We start from the raw sequence: 15456 nt of genomic DNA, 5'->3' as shown, positions 1-15456 counted from the left end.
CGCCGACCGGCGGAATGCAATGCAAATTAAAGTCTTAGGCTCAGTAGCTGGCTTCGTTGACCATCACGTGCTGCGGGAAGAAGCGGTCGAGCGTCTGCGCCTTGCCGAACATCACGTCATGCTGGAGATAGCGGTAGTCGCGCACCAGCGGGTCGAGCTTCTTGGGGTCGAGAACCCAATCCGGCGTGACTTCGTTCTTGCGCGTCGCCAGCTGGTAGCGATCGATAATGTCGTATTTCTTCTGAACTCGGCCGAGGAAGCCCGTGTAATAGGGATGCTCGAAGCCGGCGAATTTCAGCAGGTTATAGGAGATCAGCGACGGGCTGATGGTGCCGACATCCTGCTTCACACCCTTCTTGCTCGACCAGATGACCAGCGGTGTCTCGTGCTGCTGCTTCATGACGTCGAGCGGCGCCTTGCGGGTGGCCACCTGGTCCGGCATGTAGCCGGCGCTCATGTAGACATTGCCGAGCGGCGGCAGGTGGTCGCCCCAGAGCACGATGATCGTCTCGCGGTCGCGGTGCGAAGCCCAGTCCATCAGCATCTTCAGGCTGTCGTCGGCTTCCTTGACTCCCTGCGTATAGGTGGCGAGCGTGGCGCGGTCGGCTTCCGGGATATTGCCCTGGATGTCGATCGAGTTATGCGCGTAGCGATTGGCCTCGTAGGGGCCATGTCCCTGCAGGGTGACAGCGAAGAAGAAGAAGGGTTTGTCGAGGCCATCGCCCTCGCGCATGATCTCCTTCATCAGCGAGTCATCGGAGGCGAAGATGCCGCGCTTTTCCATCGGCGGAAGGGTTTCCTCGGTGCGGAATTCCTCGAAGCCGAAATCCTTGTAGACCTCGTTGCGGTTCCAGAACCAGCCGCTGAACGGATGCAGCGCGCGTGCCGCATAGCCTTCGCCGCGGAAGAAGGTGGCGAGCGAGGGAATGTCGCGGCGGATATACTGCTGATAGGGAATGCTGCCATAGGGCAGGAAGGCATTCGAGAAGCCAGTCAGCGCCTCGAACTCGACATTCGCGGTCATGCCGCCGAATTCCGGCGAGAAGACGTAGCCGGATTGCGAAGCGCGGATCGTCGGCATCGGGTCGGCGCTGAAATTGAGGTTCTTCAGCCGCGTCGGATCCCAGAAGGATTCGCTCATCAGCATGATGACATCGGGCTTCTCGCGCGGGCCGGCGAGATAGCCGTAATTGCGGGCGGGGATCGCATCCAGCGCTTCGGTATTCAGCCCGGCCGGAGCCGCGACGTCGGCCATCGGCACGTTGAAGATGAAGGCCAGGATGAAGCCGTTGCTGCGGTAGTTTTCCTTCTGGTCCCACATCATCGGCACGACCTGCAGGCGGTCGCGGATATAGGAATATTGCGAATAATCCATCAGCGATCCGAAGGCGGCGATAACGGGCAGGCCGAGGCAAAGGCGGCGCAGGCGCGCCTGGCCCGAGAGCTTCGGGAAGGTGCGCCAGGCATAGCGCCAGCCGAAGACGATGCCGGCACCGAGAAGCGCGATACCGATGACCAGGGCGACCGCCGTGAAGGGCCGGTCGCGGACCATCACCGGCAGAAGTTCCATGATCTGCCGGGCAAACAGGATATCCGACGGATAGAACGGGTCGGAGAGATAGTGCTGCTTCTGGTTCGAGATGAAAGCGGGGATCAACACCAGCGGCACGACGATCAACGCCGACTGGTGGCGGCGTCCGAAGGCAGCGTCGAGCGTCAGCATCAGGATGGTCAGCATAGCCACGGTGGTCATGCCCGGGCGGGCCGTCGAGGTCAGGAAATCGCCGACATCGGCAAGCGTGCTGCGGGCGATCCATTCGACGGCGATGACGCTGAGCAGCGCGATAGACAAGGTCAGCGCGACGCTGAGGACACCGCGGGCAGCCGGAGAGCGGACATTGGAGCCGAGACCAGTGGAAAGCAGCGCCATTCTTCTGGCCTGCGCGGACTTCATGACCGATGCGATCAAGGGCGGACTCCAATGTCATTCCCGCCGATTTCGCGGCGTCATAAAAACTTCATCGAACTGTCACATGCCCGCCATGAACGCTAGATGAACCACTAATGTTTCCTCGCTTTTCCCTGGGATTTGAATTTTCCGCGTATCAGACACCGCCGCTTTTCATGGCGGAGCACGTTGCGGGGCGAGGACGCGCGCGCTAAATAAATGACATGACACAGGAAAACGCTCCCTTGAACACGCTCCGTATCGCCGTCGCGCAGCTGAACCCTACTGTGGGCGATGTTGCAGGAAATCTTGCGAAAGCCCGCGAGGCACGCGCCGATGCCGCGCGCCAGGGTGCGGACCTTTTGCTGCTGACGGAGCTCTTCATTTCCGGCTATCCACCTGAAGATCTGGTGCTGAAACCGGCCTTCCTGAAGGCCTGCCAGAAGGCGGTCGATGATCTCGCTGCCGATACGGCCGATGGCGGCCCGGGCGTCATCGTCGGCTTCCCGCGACAGGGCGAGACCGGTCGGCACAATTCGGTTGCGGTCATCGATGGCGGCAAGATCCTGGTGCTGCGCGACAAGATCGACCTGCCGAATTACGGCGAGTTCGACGAGAAGCGCGTTTTCGACGAAGGCTCGATGCCGGGGCCGGTGAATTTCCGTGGCGTCAGGATCGGCGTGCCGATCTGCGAGGAGATCTGGAACGATCTCGGCGTCTGCGAGACGCTGGCCGAGAGCGGCGCCGAAATCCTGCTGGTGCCGAACGGCTCTCCCTATTATCGGGGCAAGGTGGACGTGCGCCATCAGGTGGCGCTGCGCCAGGTCATCGAGACCGGCCTGCCGCTGATCTTCGCAAACCAGCTCGGCGGCCAGGACGAACTGGTCTTCGATGGCGCCAGCTTCGCCTTCAACGGCGACAAGTCGCTGGCCTTCCAGATGAGCCAGTTCGAGCCGGCGCTTGCGGTCACGACCTGGAAGCGCGGCGAGAACGGCTGGCGCTGCAGCGAAGGGCCGATGTCGCATGTGCCGGAGAAGGAAGAGGCCGACTACCGCGCCTGCCTGCTCGGCTTCCGCGACTACGTCAACAAGAACGGCTTCAAGAATGTGGTGCTCGGCCTTTCGGGCGGTATCGACTCGGCGATCTGCGCGGCGATTGCCGTCGATGCGCTCGGCGAGGAGCGGGTGCGCACCGTCATGCTGCCCTACCGCTACACATCGGAGGATTCGCTGAAGGACGCCGCCGATTGCGCCAGGGCGCTCGGCTGCCGCTACGATATCGTCCCGATCGAGGAGCCGGTGAAGGGCTTCACCTCGGCGCTGTCGGATCTCTTCGAGGGCACCGACAGCGGCATCACCGAGGAGAACCTGCAGAGCCGCGCCCGCGGCGTGATCCTGATGGCGATCTCCAACAAGTTCGGCTCGATGGTCGTCACGACGGGCAACAAGTCGGAAATGTCGGTCGGCTACGCCACGCTCTACGGCGACATGAACGGCGGCTTCAATCCGATCAAGGACCTCTACAAGATGCAGGTCTATGCGATTTCGCGCTGGCGCAACGAACACGTGCCGCCGGATGCGCTGGGTCCGTCGGGCGTCGTCATCCCGCAGAATATCATCGACAAGGCACCGTCCGCCGAGCTTCGCCCGGACCAGAAGGACCAGGATTCGCTGCCGCCTTATCCAGTGCTCGACGACATTCTCGAATGCCTCGTCGAGAAGGAAATGGGCGTCGACGAGATCGTGGCGCGCGGTCATGACGTCGCGACCGTCCACCGCGTCGAGCATCTGCTCTACCTCGCCGAATACAAGCGCCGCCAGTCGGCGCCGGGCGTGAAGATCACCAAGAAGAATTTTGGGCGTGATCGCCGCTACCCGATTACCAACCGGTTTAGGGATCGCAGTTAGCGATCGTTAACCCGATCAACCGAAAGCTGCTGACTTCCGCATCTTCCCGCGTTTCTATCGTCAGAAATGCGGGAGGTCCTGATCGTGCGTGATACGAAAGTCGCCGTCTTCATCGATACCGAAAACCTGCCGGCGCGCTCGGCGGGCGAGATCATCGACATCGCCTCCGGCTACGGACGTCTGATCGAGCGGCGTGCCTATGGCGACTTCACGCGCGAGGCTGCGCAGCCGTGGATCGCTGCTGCCGGAAAGCATGCGCTCAGCCTGCAGACGGCGGTCAGCTCCCAGTCGGGGAAGAATGGCGCGGATATCCTGCTTGCCGTCGATGCGATGGAATATCTCGGAGCTTCGGCAATCGATCTTTTCTGCATCGCCAGCAGTGATCGTGACCTCGGCCATCTGGCGGCGCGTATCCGGATGCGCGGCAAGCAGGCGATCGGGCTTGGTGCGCCGAATGCTTCCAGGCTGCTGCGCGAGTCGTTCGACGATTTCTTCGAGCTGCGTCTCCTGGAGGCGCCCGCAAGTCTTCCGGCGCTGGCGAAGGTCGTGGCGCTGCAGCCATCGCCCAGCATCCGGCCCTATATCGCGCAGGCGCTGCAGACGGCGAAGCTGAGGGAGGAAGGCTGGCTCGATATCGCCGAGCTCGGCACCCTGCTGCGGCAGGTCTATCCGGACTTCAAAGCACAGCATTTCGGTGCTCCGAACCTCAGTTCGCTTTTGAAGCGATGCGACTTTATCGAGACACAGATGCATGGCACAAACCGCATGCAAATCAGGATGAAGCGGAACGGCGGATAGCCGGACCGCCGCACAATGTGGGAGGCATGCATGCGCAGTTCGGTCGAGATCTACAATATCCGTACGGCCAAGAGCCGGGTGGTTTTCCAGACGGAGCAGCTGATCGAGGCGCCGAACTTTTCGCCTGACGGGCGCTATCTGCTTCTGAACGGCGACGGTCTGCTCTACCGCTTGTCGCCGGATGGTGAGGGCGGGCTGAGGCAGGTCGACACCGGCTTTGCCGCGGCCTGCAACAACGATCACGGCATTTCGCCCGATGGCAGGCACTATGTGATTTCCGACAAGACGGAATATGGCAAATCCTGCATCTACACGCTTTCAGCAGAAGGCGGGGCGCCGAAGCAGGTGACGACCAATCTTCCGTCCTACTGGCACGGCTGGTCGCCCGACGGCAAGGAATTGGCCTATTGCGGTATCCGCGACGACGTCTTCGACATCTACACAATAGCGGTCGATGGCGGCGCAGAGCGGCGGCTGACGCATGGGGAGGGGCGCAATGACGGGCCGGACTATTCCTTCGACGGGCAGTGGATCTATTTCAATTCCAGCCGCACCGGGCTGATGCAGATCTGGCGCGTTCACCCCGATGGAACCGGGCTGGAGCAGGTGACCCACGACAATTACGGCAACTGGTTTGCGCATCCGGCACCTGCCAACGACAAGGTGCTGATCCTCTCCTACGATCCTGACGTCTTCGATCACCCGCGCGACCTGCATGTCAGGCTGCGGCTGATGGATATGGACGGCGGCAATTTGACCACGCTGTTCGAGCTTTTCGGCGGGCAGGGCACGATCAATGTTCCCTGCTGGTCACCGGATGGTGATGAGTTTGCCTATGTGCGCTATTTCCCGGCCACTTGAAGCGCGCCGGTAAAACGGGCAAGAGGTTCCCGTCAGGTGCCCGCCATCGACGGGAGAATCGGGAATCCGGTGAAAGACCGGAACGTGCCCAACGCTGTAAGGCTGACGCCTGCCGCATCATGCCACTGGTTAAAACCGGGAAGGCTGCGGCGGGCGGATGATGCCAAGTCAGAAGACCGGCCTGGCATCATAGACTGATCCCGCGCGGACGGCGGGTCGGTTGCGTTGTTGGGGATTTGACGATGCGACCCTTGAGCGGGGATGCGCTGCAGCGCGCATCCGCTTTTTCCGGTGACGAGCGCGATGCCGTCTACCGGGCGATCATGACCAGGCGCGATGTGCGCGACCAGTTCCTGCCGGATCCGGTACCCGAGGATGTGCAGATGCGGCTGCTTGCGGCCGCGCATCATGCGCCCTCTGTCGGCTTCATGCAGCCGTGGAATTTTATCGTCGTCGATGATGCGGCCGTGCGCCGGCGGGTATGGGAGGCGTTCGATCGCGCCAACCATGAGGCGGCCGGGATGTTCGATGGCGAGCGGCAGGCGACCTACCGGTCGCTGAAGCTCGAAGGCATCCTCAAGGCACCGCTCGGCCTCTGCATCACCTGCGATCCCTCGCGCAGCGGCGAGGTGGTGCTGGGGCGTACGCATAATCCGCGGATGGACAGCTATTCGACCGTTTGTGCCGTGCAGAACCTGTGGCTTGCTGCGCGGGCCGAAGGCGTCGGCGTCGGTTGGGTCAGCATCTTCCATGAAAGTGAGCTCAAGGAGATCCTCGGCGTGCCCGCGCATATCGAGATCGTGGCCTGGCTCTGCGTCGGCTATGTCGACGAGCTCTACCGGGAGCCGGAACTCGCCGTCAAAGGCTGGCGGCAGCGGCTGCCACTCGAGGAGCTGGTCTTCCGCGACGGCTGGGGCCGCCGCTAGGGCCGGTCGACGTTCAGTCTATGCCGGTTAGTTCTGCTGTTGCTGCTGCGGCTGCGGGCCTGATGTTGCCGGGTTCTTCAGATCGATGCTGCCCTGGTCGCCTGCGAGGAATTGCGGGCCGACCTGGCGGACCTTGCTATTTTGCGGCTCATAGGGCCGGTCCGGGATCTGTGGCTGCGGTGCAGCCGGCGTTTGAGATGCCGTGGCTGCAGGCTTGGTGGTGATCGTGGTGATCGAGCCCTTCGGCGGCGGTTCGCTTACGGTCTGGTTCTTTCGCATTTGCTCGTAATAGGCGGTCAGATTGCAGGTGCAGGACGACTTTTCGCCGGGAGCGCGGTTCTTGTAGGCGAAGGCGTTCGGCATCGCGCTGTAACGGGCGCCCGTTGCGGCCGAGATCATGTTGGCGGCGTCGGTGTTCGAAACATCCTGATAGAAGAGCTCGGTCTCGATGCCGGGGCACATTTTCGAGCAGGTCGAGGCATCGCGGCCGAAATCGATCGAGGTGGCGTTGGTGCTGATCGGGAAGAAGCCGCCGTCGCAGGTGCGCACGCACATGGTGCTGACATGCGACATCATCTCGCCGCGCGGCACGCCATATTGCGTGTTGCCTTCCTCGCCGTTGCCGAGCGGGATGAAGGTATCGCCGCGCATCGCCTGTTCTTCAGTGCTTGGTGCTGGCTCGTAGGCGCGTTGGTCAGGCTGATAGCCGGAATCGTCGTTGCAGCCGTTGTCGTCGAGGGCGGCCATCAGCTGGCGGCGTTCGTTGATATCGCTGCCGCCGGATTCGCGCAGCTGGTTGCGGCGGTCCTGGAGGTAGTGGATGTTGTCGATCATCCGCGCTTCGGATTCCTGCAGGTCGCTGCAGTAGCCGGCATTCTCGCCGCCGATGACGACCATGCTGTCGACGCTGCAGCCGTTGCTGCGCAGGTCGTTGCGCAGCTTGCGGAGCTCTAGGTTCTGCTCGGCTATCGCGCTCGCATATTGGCGGATTTCCGGGCCGTTGCCGATCACCTGCGGCAGGTCGGCAAGGCGGCCGCGCAGATCCTCGCAGATCGCACTCGTCTGCGCCGCCGCGGGCGCGGCAGCTGCAAGGAAAAGGGCAAGGGTCAGGCTTCGGCGTTTCACGGTATCATCCCGCAGCATAGTCAAACCGGAAGCGGCAGGGCATTTGCCGCATCCATTCTGTCTAGCTGCCTTCCGTTAACAAGCTAACGAAGGAATTCTAACGCATTTTTCCGATCGACCGCAAATTCACGCCGGCTGCTGTGCCTCGACGACGGCGAGAGCCGCCATGTTGACGACGCCGCGCGATGTGACCGACGGTGCCAGGATATGAGCCGGGAGCGCCGTGCCGAGCAGGATCGGGCCGACATGCAGGCCGTCGGTCATCGACTTAACGACGCCGAGCGTGATGTTGGCCGCATCGAGGTTCGGGAAGACCAGAAGATTGGCTTCGCCGTGCAGCGTCGTGGAGGGCATGACGCGCTTGCGGATCTCGTCGGCAATCGCGCTTTCGCCATGCATTTCGCCATCGACTTCGAGATCGGGCGCTGCATCGCGGATCAGCTGCAGGGCGCCGCGCATCTTCGTGGCGCTCTCGCTTTCGCGCGAGCCGAAGTTGGAATGCGAGACGAGGGCGGCGCGCGGCGTGATGCCGAAGCGCTTGATTTCCTCGGCGGCGAGAACCGCCGATTCCGCCACTTCTTCGGCGCTCGGATTGAACGTCACGTAGGTATCGGTGAAGAACGTCGCGCCGCGCTGCGAGATCAGCAGGCTGAGCGCCGAGAAGTCACGGACATCCTTGCGCTTGCCGATGATCTGGCGAACGTCGCGCAGATGCTTTTCGTAGCGTCCTTCAAGGCCGCAGATCAGCGCATCGGCTTCGCCGCGGCGAAGCGCCAGCGCACCGATGACGGTGGTGTTGGTACGCACGATGGTGCGCGCCGCTTCCGGAATGACGCCGCGGCGGCCGACCAGCGACAGATAGAGATCGACATATTCGCGGAAGCGCGGATCGTCTTCCGGGTTGATGACGGCGAAATCGGCGAGCGGACGGATACGCAGGCCGTAGCGCTGCAGGCGGGTCTCGATGACCTGCGGACGGCCGATCAGGATCGGTTCGGCAATGCCTTCTTCGATCAGCACCTGGGCGGCGCGCAGCACGCGCTCGTCTTCACCTTCAGAGAAGATGACCCGCTTTTTCTCGGCAGCCTTGGCGGCCGTGAAGATCGGCTTCATGACGAAGCCGGAGCGGAAGACGAAGCGGTTCAGCTGGTCGAGATAGGCGTCGAAATCGGTGATCGGACGGCGCGCCACGCCGCTTTCTGCCGCGGCCTTCGCGACTGCGGGCGCGATGCGCAGAATGAGGCGCGGGTCGAAGGGCGACGGGATCAGGTAGTTCGGCCCAAAGACCGGCGTCTCGCCGGAATAGGCGCGGGCGGCGACATCCGACGGCTCCTCGCGGGCGAGGCCGGCGATGGCGCGGACGGCTGCCATCTTCATGGCTTCGTTGATCTCCTCGGCGCCGCAATCCAGCGCGCCGCGGAAGATGAAGGGGAAGCAGAGAACGTTGTTGACCTGGTTCGGGAAGTCCGAACGTCCGGTGCAGATCATCGCATCCGGGCGGGCGGCGCGGGCGAGTTCCGGCATGATCTCCGGCGTCGGGTTGGCGAGCGCCATGATCAGCGGCTTTTCGGCCATCTGCTCAAGCAGTTCCGGCTTCAGGACGCCGGCAGCGGAGAGGCCGAGGAAGACATCGGCACCGCCGATGTTTTCGGCGAGCGTGCGGGTGTCGCTCTTCTGCGCATAGACGGCCTTCCACTGGTCCATCAAGACGTTGCGGTCCTGATAGACGAGGCCTTCGATGTCGTGGACCCAGATGTTCTCGCGCTTGGCGCCGAGCTCGACGAGCAGGTTGAGACAGGCGAGGGCGGCGGCACCTGCGCCTGACGTGACGATTTTGACGTTGCTGATCGACTTGCCGGCCAGTTCCAGGCCGTTCAGGATCGCGGCGGCGACAATGATCGCGGTGCCGTGCTGGTCGTCATGAAAGACAGGGATGCGCATCTTCGCGCGCAGCTGCTGCTCGATCTCGAAACATTCGGGCGCCTTGATGTCTTCGAGGTTAATGCCGCCGAAGGTCGGCTCCAACGAGGCGACGGTCGAGACCATCTGCTCGACGGTCGAGGCATCGACCTCGATATCGAAGACGTCGATATTGGCGAATTTCTTGAAGAGGACGGCCTTGCCTTCCATGACCGGCTTGGACGCCAGCGGGCCGATATTGCCGAGGCCGAGAACGGCGGTGCCGTTGGAGATGACGGCGACCAGGTTGGCGCGCGAGGTATAGTCGGCAGCGGTTTCCGGATCATCGCGGATTGCCAGGCAGGGGGCGGCGACGCCCGGCGAATAGGCGAGCGCCAGGTCGCGCTGGTTGCCGAGCGGCTTGGTTGCCTGAATTTCGAGCTTTCCGGGGCGGGGATAGCGGTGGAAGAACAGCGCCTGTTCGTCGAGAGTTCCGCCTGTCAGGTTCTTCTCCGTCTTGGATTTGTCCTGATTATCCATTGCCTTCTCCAATGCCGCAGTCATGTCGTTTGAAGACTTCTCCATACAACAATCGGCGTGGCTGGACAGTGAGAATTTGAGCTCAAAAGCGGAAAACTCTTATGCCCGCGCCATGCGTCAAACAACCGCGCTGTCATCTTCCTGAAACACGAGTCTGGTTTTGGAAGGCCAGATGAACGATGGGGCATGGGCAGGAAGCCTGTGAAGGATATTATGGATACGCGCCACTTCCGTACGCTCTTCATTTCCGATGTGCATCTTGGTTCGAAGGCTGCCAAGGCCGATTTTCTGATCGATTTTCTGCGTTACCACGAGGCCGATACGATCGTGCTCGTCGGCGATATCGTTGATGGCTGGCGGCTGAAGCGCAGCTGGTACTGGCCGCAGGTCTGCAACGACGTGGTCCAGAAGCTGCTGCGCCAGGCGCGCAAGGGCACCCGCGTCGTCTACATCCCCGGCAATCACGACGAGTTTCTGCGCGACTTCCCCGGCATGCATTTCGGCGGCATCGAAGTTGCCGAGCGGATGATGCATGAAGGCGCGGACGGCAAGAAATACCTGGTGCTGCACGGCGACGAATTCGACGTCGTCGTTCGCAACGCCCGCCTGCTCGCCTATCTCGGCGACTGGGCCTACGACATGGCGATCCGCATCAACATCGTGCTGGCCGCCATCCGCCGCCGCATGGGCATGCCCTACTGGTCGTTCTCGGCCTGGGCGAAGCTGCAGGTCAAGCATGCCGTCAACTTCATCGGCGAGTTCCAGCGCGTCGTCGCCGACGAGGCCCGCAAGTGCGGCGCCGATGGCGTCATCTGCGGCCACATCCACCATGCCGTCATCGAGGAGATGGACGGCGTGCGCTACATCAATACCGGCGACTGGGTCGAGAGCTGCACGGCGATTGCCGAGCATGAGGACGGCACGTTCGAGCTGATCACCTGGAATGCCATTGCCAGCACCGAGCCTGTCACGCTGAAGCTGACGCACCAGCCCGAGCGCGCTCCGCAAGCTGCCTGATTTTCAACCCGCCATATTGCAAGACCTTTAGCCGTTGCCTCCGGGCAACGGCCCTATTTATTTTTTAAAACGTTTCAAATGGGCTATTTCTCGCCATAGTCGCCCCTAGGTTGATGTGTTAGGCAACGCACAGTTTCCTGCAGGTCCACCATGATTCCCGCCCAGAATGCCTCTGTCGATGAGGGGGCTCCGCCGCGTTTCCGGCTGCTCAGCGCCCTGTCTTACTGCGCCCCGCTGATCGTCAACGGTGTCGCTCTTCCGTTCTTCCCCGTCTGGCTTGCGGTTCACAAATTCACCGATCACGAAATCGGCGTCATCCTTGCCGTGCCGATGGTGGTGCGCGTGCTCGTGGCGCCCATCGTTGCCATGTACGCCGACCGCATGGAGGAGCGCGCCGACGTTCTCCTGTGGTCGGGCGGGCTGTCGCTGCTGACGGCGATTGCGCTCTACTGGACGACGACATTCTGGCCGGTCCTGATCGTCTACAGCATCCAGGGCGCCACCTTCGCGCCCTATGTGCCGATCGTCGAATCGATCGTTATTTCCGGCGTGCGCCGCTGGGGCCTGGATTACGGCTCGATGCGCGTCTGGGGCTCGATCGCCTTCATCGTCTCGACGATGATCGGCGGCGAAATGATCGGTGTCTGGGGCGGCAACATGGTGCTGCCCGTGATGATTTTCGGCTTTGCGACGACGATGGCGATGGCGATCTATTGTCCGCGCATCGGCCCGACGCGGCGGCGCAACGTACCCGTCGATCTGCAGCAGGCGACCGGGAGTTCGCTCCGCCAGCCGCATCTTCTCGTGCTGCTCTGGGGTGTGGCGATCCAGCAGTCCAGCCACGCGCTGCTCTATGCCTTCGCCTCGATCTACTGGCACCAGCTCGGCTTTTCGGGGACGCAGGTCGGCATTCTCTGGAGTGCCGGCGTGGCATCCGAGGTGATGGTGTTCTTCATCTCCAAACACCTGAACCGCCGCTTCAATGCCTGGACGCTGATCCGCATCGGCTGCGCCATGTGCATCTGCCGCTGGGTGCTGTTTCCGATGCATTGGAGTTTCGCAGGCTTTTTCTTCCTGCAGTGCTTCCATTCCTGCACCTATGCCTTCGTCCATACCGGCGTGCAGCGGCGGATCGTTGCCTCGGTGCAGGCAACGCAGGAATCCTCGGCGCAGGGCGCCTATTTCTTCTATAACGGCATGTTCATGGGCCTGATGACGCTGGCGTCAGGCTATCTCTATGCCTGGCTCGGCCTTGCCAGCTACTACGTGATGGCGCTGGTCGCCGCGATCGGCATGACGCTGGTCTTCGTTGCCTATTACCTTCAGCCCCAGAGCTCTCCTTCCGGCGGGAAGACCAGGGAAGCTTCGTAACGCAGGCCGGGTTCCCGGTCTCTGGCGAGCAGGAGCGGGCCGTCGAGATCAACGAATTCGGCATCCTGCGCCAACAGCACGGCGGGCGCCATCGCCAGCGAGGTGCCGACCATGCAGCCGAGCATGATCTGGAAGCCCAGCCGTTGCGCCTCGCGCTTCATCGCCAGCGCCTCCGTCAGGCCACCGGTCTTGTCGAGCTTGATGTTGATCGCGTCGTAGCGGTCGCGCAGGCTGGCGAGATCGCCGGTGTGGTGAACGCTTTCGTCGGCGCAGACGATGACGGGGCGGTTGATCACGGCCAGCATCTCGTCCTTGCCTGCCGGCAGCGGCTGCTCGACGAGGGCGATGTTCATTTCGGCTGAGATTTTCAGGTGATGCTCGAGTGCCGCTTCCGGCCAGCCTTCGTTGGCGTCGAGGATGATCGCCGCATTGGGGGCTGCTGCACGCACGGCGCGGATGCGGCTTTCGTCATCGCCGGTGCCGACCTTGACCTTCAGCAGTGCGCGTCCGGCATGTTCGCCGGCCTGCGCCGCCATCACGTCGGGCTCGCCGAGCGATATCGTGTAGGCGGTGGTGAGCGCTTTTGGCGCCGTCACGTCGATGCGGGTTGCGACGCTGGTGCCCGAGAGTTTCGATTCGAGATCCCAAAGCGCACAATCCACGGCGTTGCGGGCGGCACCCGGGGCCATCGCCGAGAGCAGGTCTTCGCGCGAAATTCCTGATTCGATCAGCGGCCGGGCGGCTTCGATCTGTGCCTGGACACTTTCCATCGTCTCGCCGTAGCGGCGGTAGGGCACGCATTCGCCCCATCCTTGCCCGCCATTTTGGCGCAATGTCACCGAGATCACCTCGGCGGAGGTTTTTGCGCCCCGCGAGATGGTGAAGGTGCCCGCGATCGGGAATGAATTCATTTGGATTTCGAGGGACCGTGGCATATTTGCAATCCTGCAAGCATGGAAATTCTGTGGGTCTTGGGTATATTAACCCGCCGGGCGTGAGCGATGCTTCGCGAGTCGGCAATGTCGCCGCAAGCCCTGAAAGACACAAGCATTTTGAAGCCCGAGCCCAGCAAAGCCGCCTCACTCCACGTGGACGACCAAGCCAATGGCAACGGGCGGATGGTCCGTCTGGAAGGCAATTGGCGCAGCGCCAATATTCATACCGTCATCAAGGATTTCGACAAGCTGCCGCAGAACGACGGCGACCTGACGCTCGACCTTTCCGATGTCACCGATATCGATACGGCGGGTGTCTGGCTGCTGGTGCGCCTGAAGATGCAGGAGGAAGCGGCCGGGCGGCAGGTGCATTTCGAGGGCACCAATCAGCATATCGACGAGATGATCGAAGAATTCTCCCGCAAGCCGGAGAAGCAGGAGACCGAGACGCCGAAGCAGAAGCCGTTGCTGGAGCGTGTCTTCGCGCCCGTTGGCAAGATGACCTTCGATCTCTGGGATAATTTCTCCGCCGCCATGTACATCCTGGGCTCTGCCGTGCGCGGTGCGCAGATGAAGTTCGGCCGCGGTTCCGGTGTGTCGCCGGCGTCTATCGTCAACCAGATCGATCACATGGGCGTCCGCGCGACGCCGATCATCCTGCTGATGTCCTTCCTGATTGGCGCGATCATCGCGCAGCAGGGCGCGTTCCAGCTTCGCTATTTCGGCGCGGAAGTCTTCGTCGTCGACCTCGTCGGCATTCTGCAGCTTCGTGAAATCGGCGTGCTGCTGACCGCGATCATGATCGCCGGCCGTTCGGGCAGCGCGATCACCGCCGAAATCGGCTCGATGAAGATGCGCGAGGAAGTGGACGCGCTGAAGGTCATGGGTCTGAACCCGGTCGGCGTGCTGATCTTTCCGCGGCTGGTGGCGTTGACAGTGGCGCTGCCGCTTCTGACCGTGCTTGCCAATTTCGCTTCGCTGCTGGGCGCCGCAACCGTTGCCTGGGCCTATTCCGGCATCACCTTCGCGACCTTCCTGTCGCGCCTGCATGAGGCAGTGACGCTGTCGACCGTGCTTGCCGGCATGATCAAGGCACCGTTCATGGCTCTCGTCATCGGGATTGTCGCGGCCGTGGAAGGGCTTAAGGTCGGCGGTAGTGCCGAATCGCTCGGCCAGCACGTGACGGCCGCAGTCGTGAAGGCGATCTTCGTTGTCATCCTCATGGACGGCATGTTTGCCATCTTCTATGCGGCCATCAATTTCTAGGGTTTGAGCGTGAACGGTCAGGAAAACGAAACGAGTAGTGAGAAGGAGCGGGACATCGTGCTTTCGGCGCGCGACGTCACCGTCGGCTTCGGCTCGAAGATCGTGCTCGACAATCTCAATCTCGATATCTACCGCGGCGAGATCCTCGGTTTCGTCGGCGCGTCCGGTACCGGCAAATCGGTGCTGATGCGCACGATCCTGCGCCTGTTGCCGCGCCAGTCGGGCACCATCGAGATCCTCGGCCAGAATTTCGACGAGCTGAATGAGAGCGAGCGCAACTCGCTCGACATGCGCCTCGGCGTTCTGTTCCAGCAGGGTGCACTGTTTTCGTCGCTGACGGTGAAGGAAAACATCCAGGTGCCGATGCGCGAATATCTGGATCTGCCGAAATCGCTGATGGACGAGCTCGCACATCTGAAGATCAAGCTCGTCGGCCTCGCGGCCGATGCGGCCGACAAATATCCCTCGGAGCTTTCGGGCGGCATGATCAAGCGCGCCGCACTTGCTCGCGCTCTGGCGCTCGACCCGGATCTCGTCTTTCTGGACGAGCCGACATCGGGCCTCGACCCGATCGGCGCTGCCGAATTCGACGACCTCATTGCCAGGCTGCGCGATACGCTGGGCCTCACCGTCTACATGGTGACCCACGATCTCGACAGCCTGTTTTCCGTCTGTGACCGTATTGCCGTGCTCGGAAAGAAGCGGGTAATGGTGGAAGGGACGATCGACGACATGCTGGCCTACGACGATCCGTGGGTTCAGTCCTATTTCAAGGGCAAGCGCGCACGCTCGATCGTGCCGCAGGAAGAGACTGCCGGCGCCGGGCGCGCGGGCAGTCACGACAGCCGCGGGAAGTGACCGGA

Annotated in this window: 12 protein-coding genes and 1 riboswitch; of the genes, 8 read left to right on the top strand and 4 right to left on the bottom strand. The window is 62.3% G+C overall.

Annotated features, from left to right (window positions below):
• Positions 1-40 precede the first annotated feature (40 nt).
• A complete protein-coding gene (locus ACQZ5H_RS06865) occupies positions 41-1930 on the bottom strand; it encodes an LTA synthase family protein (protein ID WP_449097132.1) in 1890 nt (629 codons plus the stop codon).
• Between the two features lie 242 nt (positions 1931-2172).
• Here ACQZ5H_RS06865 and ACQZ5H_RS06860 point away from each other — a divergent pair, with 242 nt between their 5' ends.
• From ACQZ5H_RS06860 to bluB, 4 genes are all read left to right on the top strand, one after another.
• Positions 2173-3855 carry an NAD+ synthase gene (locus ACQZ5H_RS06860; protein WP_413709623.1) on the top strand — a complete coding sequence of 561 codons (1683 nt, stop codon included), beginning with the start codon at positions 2173-2175 and terminating at the stop codon, positions 3853-3855.
• Between the two features lie 84 nt (positions 3856-3939).
• On the top strand, positions 3940-4653 hold the full coding sequence (locus tag ACQZ5H_RS06855) for an NYN domain-containing protein (RefSeq protein ID WP_449097131.1): 714 nt from the start codon (positions 3940-3942) through the stop codon (positions 4651-4653).
• A gap of 30 nt (positions 4654-4683) precedes the next feature.
• A complete protein-coding gene (locus ACQZ5H_RS06850; protein ID WP_449097130.1) occupies positions 4684-5514 on the top strand; it encodes a TolB family protein in 831 nt (276 codons plus the stop codon).
• Positions 5515-5531: 17 nt separating this feature from the next.
• Positions 5532-5713, top strand: a riboswitch (cobalamin riboswitch).
• A gap of 43 nt (positions 5714-5756) precedes the next feature.
• Positions 5757-6440 (top strand): 5,6-dimethylbenzimidazole synthase, encoded by a 684-nt coding sequence (bluB, locus tag ACQZ5H_RS06845; protein ID WP_449097129.1) that lies wholly within the window; start codon positions 5757-5759, stop codon positions 6438-6440.
• A 27-nt stretch (positions 6441-6467) separates the two neighbouring features.
• Here bluB and ACQZ5H_RS06840 read toward each other — a convergent pair whose 3' ends face one another.
• Both ACQZ5H_RS06840 and ACQZ5H_RS06835 read right to left on the bottom strand, forming a co-directional pair.
• Positions 6468-7565, bottom strand: coding sequence for a DUF2865 domain-containing protein (locus ACQZ5H_RS06840; RefSeq protein WP_449097128.1), 1098 nt, complete (start codon positions 7563-7565; stop codon positions 6468-6470).
• 126 nt (positions 7566-7691) lie between these two features.
• Positions 7692-10004: an NADP-dependent malic enzyme gene (locus tag ACQZ5H_RS06835; RefSeq protein ID WP_112716575.1), complete on the bottom strand. Its 2313-nt coding sequence runs from the start codon at positions 10002-10004 to the stop codon at positions 7692-7694.
• 213 nt (positions 10005-10217) lie between these two features.
• Here ACQZ5H_RS06835 and ACQZ5H_RS06830 point away from each other — a divergent pair, with 213 nt between their 5' ends.
• A complete protein-coding gene (locus tag ACQZ5H_RS06830; RefSeq protein ID WP_449097127.1) occupies positions 10218-11021 on the top strand; it encodes a UDP-2,3-diacylglucosamine diphosphatase in 804 nt (267 codons plus the stop codon).
• 150 nt (positions 11022-11171) lie between these two features.
• A complete protein-coding gene (locus ACQZ5H_RS06825) occupies positions 11172-12392 on the top strand; it encodes an MFS transporter (protein WP_449097126.1) in 1221 nt (406 codons plus the stop codon).
• Here the strand turns inward: ACQZ5H_RS06825 and dgcA are convergent.
• On the bottom strand, positions 12344-13327 hold the full coding sequence (gene dgcA, locus ACQZ5H_RS06820; RefSeq protein WP_449097125.1) for an N-acetyl-D-Glu racemase DgcA: 984 nt from the start codon (positions 13325-13327) through the stop codon (positions 12344-12346). The genes ACQZ5H_RS06825 and dgcA overlap by 49 nt on opposite strands.
• An 84-nt stretch (positions 13328-13411) precedes the next feature.
• On the opposite strand from dgcA, the gene ACQZ5H_RS06815 reads away from it, so the two are divergent.
• Both ACQZ5H_RS06815 and ACQZ5H_RS06810 read left to right on the top strand, forming a co-directional pair.
• Positions 13412-14593, top strand: a complete 1182-nt coding sequence (locus ACQZ5H_RS06815) for an ABC transporter permease (RefSeq protein WP_199629524.1) — start codon at positions 13412-13414, stop codon at positions 14591-14593.
• A 9-nt stretch (positions 14594-14602) separates the two neighbouring features.
• On the top strand, positions 14603-15451 hold the full coding sequence (locus tag ACQZ5H_RS06810) for an ABC transporter ATP-binding protein (protein ID WP_449097124.1): 849 nt from the start codon (positions 14603-14605) through the stop codon (positions 15449-15451).
• Positions 15452-15456: the final 5 nt, after the last annotated feature.

It is taken from the genome of Rhizobium sp. 21-4511-3d, assembly GCF_053522545.1.
Note: the sequence above shows the minus strand (reverse complement) of the source record. Positions and strands in the feature narration are given on the sequence as shown.